At 49.3% G+C, this 14,872-nt stretch carries 9 protein-coding genes and 1 pseudogene; 8 read left to right on the top strand and 2 right to left on the bottom strand.

The genetic code is table 11. The features are described from left to right. Positions 1-49 precede the first annotated feature (49 nt). Both BC351_RS32310 and BC351_RS32300 read right to left on the bottom strand, forming a co-directional pair. Positions 50-1,206, bottom strand: a pseudogene (locus BC351_RS32310) (IS3 family transposase). Between the two features lie 212 nt (positions 1,207-1,418). Then, positions 1,419-1,841 carry a hypothetical protein gene (locus tag BC351_RS32300; RefSeq protein ID WP_079418816.1) on the bottom strand — a complete coding sequence of 141 codons (423 nt, stop codon included), beginning with the start codon at positions 1,839-1,841 and terminating at the stop codon, positions 1,419-1,421. Between the two features lie 182 nt (positions 1,842-2,023). On the opposite strand from BC351_RS32300, the gene BC351_RS32295 reads away from it, so the two are divergent. From BC351_RS32295 to BC351_RS32260, 8 genes are all read left to right on the top strand, one after another. Beyond that, positions 2,024-2,530 (top strand): DUF4912 domain-containing protein, encoded by a 507-nt coding sequence (locus BC351_RS32295; protein ID WP_079418814.1) that lies wholly within the window; start codon positions 2,024-2,026, stop codon positions 2,528-2,530. A 9-nt stretch (positions 2,531-2,539) separates the two neighbouring features. After that, a complete protein-coding gene (locus tag BC351_RS32290) occupies positions 2,540-5,443 on the top strand; it encodes a 1,4-alpha-glucan branching protein domain-containing protein (protein WP_079418812.1) in 2,904 nt (967 codons plus the stop codon). Between the two features lie 39 nt (positions 5,444-5,482). Next, positions 5,483-7,891, top strand: a complete 2,409-nt coding sequence (locus BC351_RS32285) for a sugar phosphate nucleotidyltransferase (RefSeq protein ID WP_079418810.1) — start codon at positions 5,483-5,485, stop codon at positions 7,889-7,891. Between the two features lie 76 nt (positions 7,892-7,967). Then, on the top strand, positions 7,968-8,189 hold the full coding sequence (locus BC351_RS32280; RefSeq protein WP_244209248.1) for a hypothetical protein: 222 nt from the start codon (positions 7,968-7,970) through the stop codon (positions 8,187-8,189). Between the two features lie 121 nt (positions 8,190-8,310). Then, entirely contained in the window at positions 8,311-8,871 is a 561-nt protein-coding gene (locus tag BC351_RS32275; RefSeq protein WP_079418806.1) for a DUF4912 domain-containing protein, read from the top strand. Beyond that, complete coding sequence (locus BC351_RS32270; RefSeq protein WP_079418804.1) at positions 8,868-11,939, top strand: 1,4-alpha-glucan branching protein domain-containing protein; 3,072 nt, start codon at positions 8,868-8,870, stop codon at positions 11,937-11,939. Before BC351_RS32275 ends, BC351_RS32270 begins: the two co-directional genes overlap by 4 nt. Positions 11,940-12,160: 221 nt before the next feature. Beyond that, on the top strand, positions 12,161-14,122 hold the full coding sequence (locus BC351_RS32265; protein ID WP_079418818.1) for a glycoside hydrolase family 15 protein: 1,962 nt from the start codon (positions 12,161-12,163) through the stop codon (positions 14,120-14,122). Positions 14,123-14,289: 167 nt separating this feature from the next. Continuing rightward, positions 14,290-14,859 (top strand): TetR/AcrR family transcriptional regulator, encoded by a 570-nt coding sequence (locus BC351_RS32260; protein ID WP_244209247.1) that lies wholly within the window; start codon positions 14,290-14,292, stop codon positions 14,857-14,859. Positions 14,860-14,872: the final 13 nt, after the last annotated feature.

The following is a 14,872-nucleotide window of genomic DNA, read 5'->3' as shown; positions in this document are numbered from 1 at the left end:
TGTACTTCTGTCAATAGCGTAGACACAAAATTAAGGAACAACCACGGCATTAGACAGCCTGATTTCTGTAGTAAATTTGTTCGAAATGATGAGCCGTCTCGTATCCTAGAGTAGAATGTGGTCGTAGTCGATTATAGTCAAACTCAATGTAAGCATAGAGTTCTCTCATGGCTTGTTTACGGGTCTTAAATTTTGTTTGGTACACAAATTCTTTTTTCAACGTGCTATGGAAGGACTCGATACAAGCGTTATCATAGCAATTTCCTTTACGGCTCATGCTGCCAATCATTTTGTACTCTTGTAACTTTGCGCGGTAGTCATGACTAGCGTATTGAGAGCCACGATCAGAGTGATGAATTAATCCTGGCTCAGGCTTGCGACGCTTATATGCCTTCTCTAGCGCGTCTAAAACGAGCTCCCTTGTCATTCGAGCTCCCATTGAAAATCCTACAATTCTGCGAGAGTACAAATCCATTACGCTTGCCAAATACAACCAGCCCTCGCCCGTCTGGATGTAAGTGATATCCGTTACCCAAGCTTTATTCGGCGCTAGCACAGTAAACTGACGATTTAACACATTTTCGAACACAGGCAAGTCATGTTTAGAATTCGTCGTAGCCGTTACTTTCCTTACGGTTATTGACTTCAATCCCATTTCCTTCATACGCCGACTGACCGTTTTGGAAGAAACCGCAGTCCCATTTTTTCTTAATACGGCTGTAATCGTCGGACTTCCTGCGCGTTTTTTAAAGTGATTAAACAGTCTTCTTATCTTCCGATCTAGCGCTTTTAAGCGCTTTTCACGAGCACTAGGTTCCCTCTTAATCCATTTGTAATATCCGCTTCGTGAGACTTCTAAAACGGTGCACATCTTCTCGACCCGGTACTGGAAGCGGTGTTTATAAATAAACGAATAAATCAGCACGGGTCCTTTGTGAAGAAGTGCATCGCCTTTTTTAAAATCTCATTTTCCTCTTTTAATTCGAGGATGCTTTGCTCCAACTTCTTCATTCGTTCATAGTCTACAAACACCTGAGACTGAGATTCTACAGTTCTACTGCCGTACTGTTTAATCCACCGACTTAGGGTACTTTTAGGAATATTTAATTCCTTAGAAATTTCAATTGGTCTCTTATTAGCAGACTCCATGTGTTCAACTGTCTTGCGTTTAAATTCCTCATCATAACTTTCACGTTGTGATCCCATGCCACACCTCGACCTTATTTAATATCTATATTATAAAGGTTGTTCCTTAAGGTGTGTCTACGAAATAGTCTAACTTCAAACTAGACGAAATAGCGTACCATAGTTCCGTCTGACTAGCCAAATGGCTGTTTCGCTGATGATTAAGGGAACATAGTTCCCGCCCGAGGTTCAGCGGTTTTTGTTCAGTTGAATCTTTTCTATCTTAGAAACCTCTACGTGTTTTTGGAGGTTTTTTTGTTTTTCAGCTTATCGCGACGTACGCTCAGCATTTTCAAACGTTTCTTCAGCTGATCTTCCCACTCGGCATCGCCAATGGTCTTAGCAACTCCCAGCAAATCGAGCGCCATGTCAATCTGACTGCGTACGATATCCAAAGGCTCTTCGCCTTCATGATTCACACAATTGTCATGCAGCAAATGATCTTTGCCATCGACATATTCAAGGAAATCAACCTCTGCCGCTCCATCGCCATGGGCATATTCCGCTAAGATCTCGTATTCGTTCTCTACCAAATAGTGAACCTCAATACGGTGACATACCGGGCAGAAGAGAATGGGCACATTGTGAATTTGTGTACGAATATGCTTTAGTGTACCTTTCGTTCCAATCATACTGGCTCCACAACAAAAGCTCATGGATATCCCTCCTTGTTTGTTTACCCGGATTTACTCAATATATTCGCCATAAAAGTGTGAAATTCCTTTTTTAATCGACAGCTAGATTTTAGCAATCCGCGCATATTTTTCTGCCTAAAGGCGAATGCTTTTATCATCAAAAGCTCTCATGAAACAGCAATAGTCAGAAAAGAGGAATCACCTTGGAAGCTATAACTACTGCGGAATTCGAGGTTCCTGACCGCTATCATAAGGACTTACTCCATCTTATGGCAGTAAGTGCTGATTCGCTCTATGTGTACTGGGAAATTAGCGATAGGCGAAGATGGCTTTTATCTCAGCATTTTGAGTGTGACTATGGAGACATGCCCAAGGTCATTCGCCTGTACGATGTCACTCATATGTATTTCGATGGCGGAAATGCACACGCCTATTGGGATGTTGTCACTACACCGGAAGCAACCAATTGGTATCTTCATGGACTGAAGGCCAATCGAACTTATCTCGCAGATATGGGAACGTACACGTGGGAGCATGAATACATTCCTCTGCTTCGTTCCAACTGTATCGTAACGCCCAGAGACTCCGAAGCCGTATGGGGAGAACCGCTTCAAACGGTCGTTCCCGAGGCGCAGGCAGAGCAGGTCTCTCAGCGCATCCGGCCAAGCTTCTTCGAAAATATTCAAACCTATACTCCTTACATGAGGTGAACATATCCTTTGATCAACCGCATCAAGCAGAAGCCCGAGCTCAAAGGGTATTTAGCCCTTGTTTTACATGCCCACCTTCCCTTCATTCGTCATCAGCATCAAGAAGATGTTCTGGAAGAGCGATGGTTCTATGAAGCGATGACTGAAACGTATTTACCCTTATTGGAAGTTATGAATCATCTCGCTGAAGATCAGATTGATTTCCGCCTAACTCTCTCCATGACACCTACGCTCTTGTCCCTGTTAAGCGACCCGCTCATGCAGATGAGATATCGCGCTTATCTGACTAAGCTTATCGCTTTAGCAGATGCGGAACAGGCACGACTGGCTAAGAATCCAACCTTCCTAGCGCTAGCCAAGCAATACGCGAAGCGGTTCCGGGAACTGCAGCAGCTGTATGAACGCTATCACGGGGAGCTCATCCCTGCCTTCAAGCAATATCAAGATCTTGGACTTATCGAAATCGTGACCTGCGCCGCGACGCACGGCTTTCTGCCTCTTATGAAAACGGAGGAAGCCATACGCGCTCAAATTATGACGGCTGTTCGGGATTATGAACGCCATTTCGCTCAGAAGCCACGTGGGATTTGGCTGCCAGAGTGCGGCTATACCCTTGGACTGGACCGTATTCTGAAGCAAGCCGGCATTTGCTACTTTTTCACGGATTCCACAGCGGTCGCTTTCGCTTCTCCCCAGCCTAACCGGGAATTGGTCGCTCCGCTCCTGACACCTTATGGCGTAACGGCTTTTCCTCGCGACCCTGAATCAACCAGTCAAGTATGGAGTGCCGAGCATGGCTACCCGGGAGATTATCAGTATCGCGAGTACTATCGTGACATTGGCTGGGATCTCGGCTGGCAGGATCCAGAAGAATGGGCGCATATTCAGCCCCATGTTCTACCAACCCGCGAGCGGGTGAACACAGGAATTAAATATTATCGCATTACAGGCAAAGGCAATCAGAAAGAGCCCTATAATCCGGATATCGCCTTGGCTAAAACAGCCGAACACGCCGCAGATTTTCTGGCGAAACGTCAGAAGCAAGCTCAGCATTGGTATCACTGGCTGGATCGCAAGCCGATCATGGTATCGCCCTATGATGCGGAGCTTTTCGGTCATTGGTGGTACGAAGGTCCTAGCTTTCTTGAGCAGCTTTGCCGGAAAATGTTTCACGATCAGATTACCGTCAAAATGATAACGCCTAGCGAGTATTTGGAGGAATATCCCCTCGCTGATGTCGGCAAATTAAACGAATCCAGCTGGGGCCGCAACCATTCGGCCGAAGTTTGGCTGAATGGAACCAACGATTGGATTTATCATCACCTGCATCAAGCTGAGGAACGTATGATTCAGCTGGCAACGAAACATGAACATCTGGCCCGCCACGGCAAATTGCAGCCCGGTATGCTCAAGAGAGCCTTGAATCAAGCCGCAAGAGAGCTCATGCTGGCCCAAAGCAGCGATTGGGCGTTCATTATGGACTCCCAAACCGTGCTGGATTATGCCATTCGCCGAACGAAACAGCATCTCGGCAGCTTTCATCAGCTCTGTGATCAGATAGATCAAGAGGCTGTGGAGAATAGCTTCCTAGCTGCTCTGGAGGGGAGCAACAACTGCTTGCCAGCGATTGATTATAGCGATTATATCCGTATACAAAAGCTTTCCCCTATCCCTATTATTCCAAGCTTGGCCGATTGGGAAACATGCCTTGCAGAAACAAAGCACCGGCCAAACGTATTTATGCTCGCGTGGGAATACCCGCCCAAACAGGTAGGCGGCTTGTCCCGCGCCGTTCATGAGCTATCCGAAGCTTTGGCAGCTCGCGGAGAAATCGTTCATGTCATCACCACATCGGTACAAGGGGCGCCTGCTTTTGAAAAACGGAATGGTGTTTATGTACATAGGCTTGCGGTTGATCATTCCGGTGATACTCACTTCTATCACTGGACCTTTGAAATGAATCTGGCGATGATTGATCACTTGGTCAGGTGGCGGGAAAATGGCGGCCGAATGGATCTCCTGCATGCCCATGACTGGATGGTTTATCACACGGCAAGAGAAATTAAAGCCAGCTACGGACTTCCCTTAATCGCCACGATTCATGCGACCGAATGGGGCAGAAACCAAGGCAATCTCTACACGGATCTCCAGAACAAAATTCATCAAATGGAGTGGAAACTGACGTACGAGGCCAGCCGAGTATTTGTCTGCAGCTCCTATATGAAAGAAGAAGTTGGACGTATATTCAGTCTTCCCTACGATAAAATAAGCGTCCATCCGAACGGTATTGAAATTTTGCCCAGCGAAGCCAAGCTAGGTCGGCCTGCGGAAGTGGCGAAGCAAGATAAAGCCATCTTCTACATTGGCAGGCTGGTGTACGAAAAAGGCATTCAAATCTTGTTGGATGCCATGCCCGCCATTCTCTCGCAGCTTCCGCAAGCGAAGCTCATTATTGCCGGCTCCGGACCGATGGAAGGCGAGCTTCGAGCCAAGGCTGCGCAGTATGGAGATCGCGTCTTATTTACCGGTTTCGTAAGTGATACCTACCGGGAACAGCTCTATCAAGCGGCGGATGTTTGTGTAATTCCCAGCTTGTATGAGCCCTTTGGCATTGTCGCCTTGGAAGCGATGGCGCATAAGAAGCCACTTGTACTTTCGGATACCGGCGGTTTAGCTGAAATTATTCGTCATGGCGTAGATGGTTTTAAAGCGCTCCCTGGCCATGTCGATTCGTTAGCCTGGCACATTGCCGAAATACTGCTGCAGCCTCAGCATGCGCGCCGCATGGCAGACAGTGCTTACCAGCTGCTTCAAGAGCACTATCAATGGGGCCATATTGCCGCTAATATCCAGCTGGAGTACCTCAAGCTAACCCATTACCAGCCTGCGACTCAGGCCATTGTAACGGTTTAATCACAACCATATACAAGATATGCGAAGGAGGTCATCCCAATGAAGGCTGTTATTATGGCCGGAGGTAAAGGAACGCGGCTGCGTCCCCTTACTTGCCATCTCCCCAAGCCCATGGTGCCTCTTCTTGGAAGGCCCTGCATGGCCTATATTATTGAACTGCTCCAAGGGAATGGCATTCAAGATATCGCCGTGACCATGCAGTATAAACCTGACGTAATCCGCGACTATTTCGGCGATGGGCAAGCCTTTGGTGTCAATCTCCATTATTTCGAAGAAACGAGTCCGCTCGGTACAGCCGGAAGCGTGAAACAGGCCCGCGAATTTCTGGACGAAACTTTCATTGTTATTAGCGGTGATGCGCTGACGGATTTCAACCTGCAGCATGCCCTTGCTTTTCATAGAGAGAAACAAGCTAAGGCTACTTTAGTTCTTACACGTGTTAGCCATCCTCTGGAGTATGGTGTCGTGATGACCGATGAACATGGTTCGATTACACGTTTCCTTGAGAAACCAAGCTGGGGGGAAGTATTCAGCGATACCGTAAATACCGGCATATACATTCTGGAGCCTGAGATACTGGAACGTGTTCCACCCGGCGTGGAGTTCGATTTCAGCGGGCAGCTGTTCCCTGAATTGCTTCAGGAGAAAAACAGTCTGTATGGATACATCAGCCCTGGCTATTGGATGGATATCGGCAATCTCCAGCAATATCGCCAAACCCAATTTGATATGCTCGAAGGGAAAGTCCAGCTGCGTATCGAGGGTACGCAAATCCGACCCCAGGTTTATTTGGCGGAAGGTGTGGAAATCAGCGCGTCGGCGCTAGTATCCGGCCCCGCTTTTATCGGTAAAGGGAGTATTCTGGAGGATGAGGTGGAGCTCGGGGAATACTGCATTATTGGGCAAAACAACCGACTTTCCAAAGGCAGCAAACTAACCCGCAGCATCTTATGGGACCATAATCATATCGCCCCTTACAACGAATTAGCCGGTTCTACATTAACAAGTCGGATTGTTAGTAAAGAATCCTCCTATTTGGGGGATGGTTCCGTGATTGGCAACCATGTTGTTCTTGGTGCCAACAGCCGAGTTGAGCCGAATGTGAAAATCTGGCCCTACAAACAAATTCGTGAAAAAACCCGTCTTCATACTTCTTATATCTGGGGAGATCACGCAACGAAGACGTTATTCAAGACGCATGGGGTAAGCGGCGTTCCCAATCTTGATTTAACACCGGAACTCATCGCCAAATTCGCCACGGCTTACGGGGCAACCCTTGCTGCGGGTAAAACAATGACTGTTAGCTGTGCGCCTCATCCCTTCACGCAGCTATTGAAACGAACACTAACCGCCAGCTTGCAATCGGTTGGCACGAATGTCATTGATTTGGGCGATTGCTTCGCACCAGCGGCTTGTTTTGCCATTCGCCACTTGGGTGCCGCAGGCGGCATTCATCTGGATTGGTCAGGCAACGATAACGAGTCTTGCTGCTTATCTTGTTTGGACGCGGGAGGATTGCCGATTCCCAAATCCCTTGAGCGGAAGGTGGAGAACAGCTTTTGGCAGGAAGACTTCAGCCGGGCTTCCATGAAGGCGATTGGCACCTACGAAGACGAAACACACTGGTTTCAAACGTATATTGCCGCGCTCGCGCAAGAAATCACCGATGAGAGAAATGACTTGCCTTCGTCTCCTATGCGGGTTGTCGTTGAGGCAAGCTCTTGGCTGCAGCCTTATCTCGTCCCTTTTTTCGCCAAGCTCGGGATTGAAGCCATTCATGTGACCTCGGCCAGCACACAGGAGCCGCTTCAACACTTTATCCCACTGTCGGGTGCACATCTTGGACTTCGTATCCACGATGACGGACGAAGCATGCAGCTTATAACAGAGCAAGGAACGGCGGTAAACAGCGACTTGCAAACCATTTTCCTCTATCTGTGCTATTTGCACAGCCGTCCGGGATCAGCCATTGGCGCCCCAGTCAGTGCCCCTGAGCTGCTGGAAAGCATAGCCGAAGGGCTCGGCGGCACTATTATTCGGACAAAGGAGGGCGCGCGTGCCCTTCTGGAGGTTACACATGGGGCGATGTTGCATCCGCTGCATGATGCCCTTTTTGCCATTGGACTCGTCGTCCTGCAATTGGATCGAACGGGTCTGCCGCTCTCCGAGCTGCTGGCCTTATTCCCAACGCCCTACCTTCATCGCGAACGAATTGACTGCCCTTGGGACTCCAAGGGTGCCGTCATGCGGAGAATGATGGAACGAACGAAGGATACACGTGTCGACTTGGTTGATGGCATTAAGTTTTATCACGAGAACGGTTGGATCCTGCTGCTGCCGGATAGCGATGATCCCGTCTTTCAGCTGGTTGCGCAATCTACAGCGCCTGAGCTGGCCGAGCAGCTTGTCCACTCCTACCGTGAACACATTCTAAATGTTCTTCAATAAGCATACCTATGTACAGATACGATAGTTCCGATACGGTTTTCCAAAGTCTTAAGATGAAGGGGAGAGCAGCGTGAATATGATTCCAAGCGTTTCCAGGCAGATCGCTTTTGTACAGTATGACGATCAATCCTCCAGTATGACCGTGCAATATCATACCGGATTTAAGGCTTCTTATACGAATGTAAAGCAAGATGAATATCAGCTGATCTTCACCTCAATAAATCGGTATGACTCCTTAATGAGACTGACAGAAGCCTGGTACATGGAAGGCCAGCACGGCCAACACCCTGCCAAGTAAAGGATGTACTCGTGATCTCCCCCTTTTCCATAAGGAGGAGATTTTTCGTTTGTATTCTGCATATGCTACAATACTGCTCAAAGGTCCATGCTGCTTATTCCCACTACTTTCCTGAGAAAAGGTGAGTCCGATTCCTACCCAAGCTCTCTCTACTGAATCATTTGATCGGGATACACTTCAGCTGCTTGTCCAATCTCCATCTGTTCTGTTTGCCTATTGGCAGCTATCAACAAGAACGGCCAGACTGATCCACGAACACTTCAGTGCCCAGTGGAAGGCACTTCAACCAACCTTGCGCATATACGCTGCCCCTGAGCAAGAAGGCGATGATTCACAGAGAGACAGGCACATTTCCCAGCTGCCGCTTCCTGAAGGAAATTCTTGCTTTCTTAGCGGGGTTCTCCCGGGCCAAAGCTGCTACGCAGACCTTGGCATCGTCAACGAGCTTGGCCAGTTTCTCTCTCTTCTTCGTTCCAATACCGTTCAGACACCTTATAGCCTTACGAGCAAGGAAGATTCCACTGGCACGCTGAACCAAGAGCAGCTAGAAACATACAAGCTTGCCCCTGTTTCCTTGAAGCTAAGCCATACAACGACTTGTGAGTATTTCTCTGCTTATTCGGTCTATACACCGAAAAGCGCATACGCGGCAGATACGGAATCCGGAGGCGATACAGATTGAGCAACCCCCACGTACACGGCTATGTTGCTTTCCTTTTGCATGCCCATATTCCCTATATTCGTCATGAGAAGGACGACATTACCTTGGAAGAACGCTGGTTTTTCGAAGCGGTCGTTGACAGCTACCTGCCTTTGATCGAAATGATGGATCGTCTTCTGGAAGAGGACATCCCCTTTCAACTCACCTTGTCGCTTTCTCCTCCGCTGCTCGCCATGCTGGCAGATTCAACCCTTCAGCAACGGCTTCGCAAGCATCTGGAATCACTTTGTGAGCTTTCGCAGCGAGAAGTGATTCGCCTGTGGGGCCATGCCGATTTCAGCGGGACGGCCAGACAGTATGCCGATCACTATCATCGGCTTCTGACACTGTACGATCGTCTTCGCGGCGATCTGATCCGTAAATTCCGCAGCCTTAGAAGCTCAGGCTGCTTAGAGTTAATAACGTGCGCCGCGACGCATGCGTTCTTGCCATTGATCAAGAACGATGCCGCTCTGCGCGCGCAGCTGGAAGCCGCCGTTCAGGAATTCCGGCGGCATTTCGGATCAGCTCCGGCTGGCATCTGGCTGCCGGAGTGCGGCTATACCCCTGCGATTGAACCCCACCTGCAGGCACTGAATCTGCGCTACTTCGTCGTTGACGCTCATGCGCATGCACTGGCAGTAGAGCAGATGGACAGCGAAGCGCAGCAGCAGACTTCGGGGCTCTGCGTACCCTTGCGGACGCAAAGCGGCGCTTGTGCCTTCGCGCGGGATCTTGAAGCTGGTGCCCAGGTCTGGAGCGCCGAGGTGGGATACCCAAGCGACGCCGACTACCGCGAATATTATCGCGATATCGGCTATGATCTCGGCCGCTCCGGCGGGGCCGAGTGGGAGTACTTGAAGCCCTATGTGCTGCCGGACGGCGCACGCATTCATACGGGCTTCAAGTACTTCCGCGTCACCGACGCAGCCGCCGGCGACGCCAAAGAGCCCTACCGCCCGGCGCGTGCCGCACAGAAAGCTCAGCAGCATGCTGAGCATTTCGTCGCCAGCCGGGTGGCGCAGCTGAGCCGCCTCGCTCGCGCGGCTCTGACGGCAGCAGGCCGCGAAGCGCAGCCTGCGCAGCCGCCGGTCATCGTATGCCCATACGATGCCGAGCTGTTCGGGCACTGGTGGTACGAAGGCCACCAGTGGCTGGAGGCTGTGCTGCGCGGGCTCGCCGCCGCGCAGGATCAGGGCGTAGTCGTGTCTACGACTACGCTTGGCGGCTACGCCGCCGCCCATGCGCCGACCACGGAAGCGAAGCTTCCCGTGTCGAGCTGGGGCCGCGGCGGCTATGCCGAGGTCTGGCTGCAGCCGCGCAGCCAGTGGGTCCATCCGCAGCTGCACGCAGCGGAGGATCGCCTGGTGCTTGCTGCGCAGAAGCACCCTGCCCCGAAGCTGCTGCCAAAGATGCAGCTTCGGGCACTAAACCAAGCAGCGCGAGAGCTTATGCTCGCGCAAAGCAGCGACTGGACGTTCATCCTGGACGCCCAGACCGTGACCGAATACGCGGCGAATCGTATCGAAACCCATTTGGCCCATCTTCACCAATTGCTGCAGCTGGTAGAAGATGAAGCCTCAGATCCAGCTCTTTCCGAAATCGTCATTGCCTTGGAGCGGAAATCGCCCTTTTTGCCCGAACTCAACTACCAAGCATTCCAACCAAGCCCGCCAGTTGTCTCTATAGACAGCTCTTTAAATAGATCGGCAGAGCATATAAGCCCGCTCCACAGTTTTCCAAGCAGCTCTTTCAGCCTTACATCGCTTAAAGCTTCATCTTCTTCTCGCTTGTCGATCATGGATACACACCCAGCATCCTCCTTGCGTATTCTGATGCTAGCATGGGAATATCCGCCGCATGTGATTGGCGGCTTGGCGAGAGCCGTATGCGATTTATCCAGACAGCTTGCTCGTTCCGGTCATGAGGTGCATGTCATCACCTGTCTGACGACGGACTGCGTTCCTTATGCCTATTCGGATGGCGTGCATATTCATCGTGCTGAAGTGCTGGAATCCATTGGCAGTGTGCATTTCCTGGATTGGGTTTTTCAAATGAATATAGCCTTCCTTCAAACGATAACTCGGTTATCCGGGCAAGGCCTGCAGTTCGATCTCATCCATGCGCATGATTGGCTGGTCTTTTACGCAGCAAATGAATGTAAAACAACACTTCAGCTCCCATTGATCGCAACCATTCATGCTACTGAACATGGTCGAAATCAAGGGAAATTGGAAACGCACGTTCAACAACGAATCCATCTCCTAGAAAACAAACTAGCCAATAGGGCTGATCATCTTATTGTATGCAGTTTATATATGCAGCAGGAAGTTATAGACCTCTTTCAAGTTCCAGAGCATAAAATAAGTGCTATCCCCAATGGGGTAATGCCTTTTCTCATCCCTGCGGATACTCTTTTGGCAACGAACCCGCTTCTATCTGACGTATTGCTTGGCGGCGAATCGCCAATTCTTGTTTTTCTGGGGCGGCTTGTTTATGAAAAGGGCGTACATATCCTTATTTCGGCCATGCGCCTCGTACTCAAACGTTTTCCGCAAGCTAAACTCGTGATCGCAGGCTCTGGGCCTGAACTAGAGGGGCTTCAACAACTGGCAGCCTCCCTCGGAGACCGCGTCAGCTTCGTTGGTTTTCTGGAGGAAACCGACAAAAACCTGCTTTTGCACAAGGCAGAGCTCTGCATTTTTCCAAGTCTCTATGAGCCCTTTGGTCTGGTTGCTTTAGAAGCTATGGCCAGCGGCACGCCGGTTATTGTCTCTGATACAGGTGGACTTGCAGAGATTGTCGATCATTCGATCAACGGTTGTAAAGTGAAGCCGGGAGACGCTCCTGCCCTCGCCATGGCAATTGTCAGCCTCTTGCAGGACCCCATGACTGCAGCCAAGCTGACAAGTGACGCACTAAGCAGAGTCAGCTCCATTTATAACTGGGAACTCATCAGCACTTTGACAATTGAGGTTTATAGCAAATTGATTTTCCTTCACGACCAGGAAACAGGTATATTCCGGCATCAGAAGGAAATAATCAAATAATATGGAGAACTATGCCAATTGTAAGCGTGACCAGTCTAAATTTTCAGAATTTTTTCAAAGAATCATTGATTCCTTGGTAATAATTAGGTAACCTATTGGCAAGCCCTGTGCTAACGAAGTCCTAGCAATTGCATTGCGAGAGACGCGATATCCCATTAATGGGCACCTCAAGGACGGGTTCTGAATTCGCGATCAAACAAACGAGTGGGGAAGTGATTGTATTGCCTAGACATCTGGTCATCGGAAACGGTAAATTTCTTATTAACCTCGATCAACATTCCTACATGCGAGATCTGTATTATCCTTTCGTAGGCCAGCTTAACCATATTGGTGGCTACCAATGCCGCGTAGGTATTTGGGTAGATGGTGACTTCGCTTGGTTGAATGCCCCAGAATGGCAGTTCAAACTTGGCTATGTCGAAGATTCACTAGTCACCGAAGTGACAGCCACGCATCCAGGTCTTGGAGTCACACTCCTCATGAATGATGGTGTGCACCAACGTGAAGATATTTACTTGAAACGCATTCAAATTACGAATCACAAAAGCACGGTTCGTGAAGTAAGAATGTTCTTCAATCAGGATTTGCTTATCAATGAGACTGAAGTCGGAGATACAGCCGCCTACTATCCCTTAACCAATACCGTATTCCATTATAAAAAAGACCGCTATTTTATGTTCAACGGCAGCACGGGAACAGAAGGCATTTATCAATATTCTACCGGTGTCAAAAGGTTCTATAACGCTGAGGGCACGTGGCGTGATGCGGAAGACGGCCATCTCATGGGGAATGCCATTGCCCAAGGCTCTGTCGACAGCACGATTTCCTTCCGCTTATTCGTACCTCCTAACGCCAGCCAAACGCTTTATTATTGGATGGGAGCAGGCAAGAATCTGGAGGAAGTTAAGAAGCTTGATGCTTATGTCAAAGACAGTCATCCTGGGAAGCTTTTGGACCGTGTAACCGTCTACTGGCAACGGTGGGCCAACAAAATTGAGCGCGATTATTTCGATTTGAATGTGGATGTCCAGCGCCTCTTCAAACAAAGTCTGCTGCTTGTCCGGACGCAAACCGATGTGAACGGCGCGATCATCGCGGCCAATGATTCCGACATTATGCAGAGCAACCGTGACCATTACAGCTATATGTGGCCGCGGGACGGCGCTTTAATCGCCTACTCCATGTCCATGGCTGGCTACCAGGGCATGATTATTCCCTTCTTTAATTTCTGCGCGAACGTGCTGTCTCCTGAAGGGTATCTGCATCATAAATACAATCCGGATGGTACCGTAGGCTCCAGTTGGCATCCTTATATTCATTCGGGACGTGTGCAGCTTCCGATTCAAGAAGATGAGACGGCGTTGGTATTGTTTGCTCTATGGCAGGATTTCCAGAAAAATGGAAGCCTTGAATTTGCGCAATCCCTGTATCGCAACCTCATTCGCCGCGCGGCTCGCTTCATGTCCACGTACATTGATCAGGAGCTGAACTTGCCGAAGCCGAGTTACGATCTGTGGGAAGAGCGTTACGGTATCTATACGTTCACCGCTTCTGCCGTGTATGGCGGACTAATCGCAGCTTCCAACTTCAGCAACTTGTTTGGTGACGAAGAGCGAAGCAACCGCTACAAGCATACCGCGGAGAAAATCAAATCCGGCATCCTCAAGCATCTGTGGGACGAAAAAGAAGGTCGTTTCGTTCGCGGCTTGTACATGGAGGATGGCGAATGGGTCAAAGATATGACGCTCGAGAGCTCGGTCTACGGCATCTTCGAGTTCGGCGTGCTGCCTGCGGATGACGAGCGGGTCGTTGGCACGATGCGAGCGAATAAAGCCGGTCTTACGATCAAAACCGAAGTTGGAGGCTCTGCCCGCTATCATCATGATTATTACTTCCAACGCTCAACGGATATTGAGAATGTACCGGGCAATCCATGGATCATCTGTACCCTCTGGATCGCCGAATGGGAAATCGAATACGCCAAAACGTTGGCTGAACTCGAAGCCCCGCGCCAAACGCTTGAATGGGTTGTCGAACATGCGATGGAAAGCGGCGTGCTCTCGGAGCAGCTCGATCCTTTCACTGGCGATCCGGTTTCCGTTGCTCCACTCACTTGGTCTCACGCGACTTACGTGCTTACTGTTGTGAAGTACTTGAATAAGTACAAACAGCTGTCGAAGTAACTATGAACCTCTCGGAATTGAACATTTGTTCATTTCGGGAGGTTTTTTTCATGCTGCCAAACCTTCTATCACCTGTATTGACTCTCCTTTTACCAATATGTTACAATACATTTGTACTGACTAGTCAGTTATATATCGCTACGAAAGGAGAATCTTCATTGAGTAAAGTGAAAATTATCCATGCTGCGGTTGACGTATTTTCAGAAAACGGTTACCATCGGGCAAGCATGGACGAAATCGCCCTGAGAGCCAATGTGGCCAAAGGAACTCTCTACTATCACTTTCCGGGTAAAGCCCAGTTGTTTAAAACACTTGTTGTCCAAGGTTTCCAGGAGGTTATCGATAAAATCCGCGCCGATCTTCAGGCTGATCTCACCCTCGAAGAACAAATTCGAAGAATTGTCAGGCACAATCTCGATCTCTTTTTGGAGTCCAGCGGCTTAGCTCATATTGTTTTTAATGAATTATCCAATGGGATCGACCAGGAAGTGCTGGAAGAATTGAAAAAGCTGAGAATTGACTACATTCATTTTCTTGCTGAGGTTTTGGAAGAAGGCAAGCAAGAGGGCGTGCTGCGCGATGTTAACTGCCAGTTAGCCGCAGCAGGCATTGTCGGGATGCTCGACAGCGCAGCTAATTATTTTATGAGCAATACGCATGAATTGTCTCGTGATCATATGGAACGATTCTTCTACACAATCATTACATCGGGGTTGTTTATGACTGCAGGTGAGTAATTCACCTTTTTTT

The sequence above is a fragment of the Paenibacillus ferrarius genome (assembly GCF_002027705.1).
Lineage (GTDB): Bacteria > Bacillota > Bacilli > Paenibacillales > NBRC-103111 > Paenibacillus_E > Paenibacillus_E ferrarius.
The sequence above is the reverse complement of the archived record's forward strand: the minus strand, read 5'-3'. Positions and strand labels throughout refer to the sequence as shown.

Bases quoted from the DNA above. Each gene is read 5' to 3' on its own strand.
- BC351_RS32300 (WP_079418816.1), bottom strand. From the start codon at position 1,841: ATGAGCTTTTGTTGTGGAGCCAGTATGATTGGAACGAAAGGTACACTA.
- BC351_RS32285 (WP_079418810.1), top strand. From the start codon at position 5,483: ATGAAGGCTGTTATTATGGCCGGAGGTAAAGGAACGCGGCTGCGTCCC.
- BC351_RS32280 (WP_244209248.1), top strand. From the start codon at position 7,968: ATGATTCCAAGCGTTTCCAGGCAGATCGCTTTTGTACAGTATGACGAT.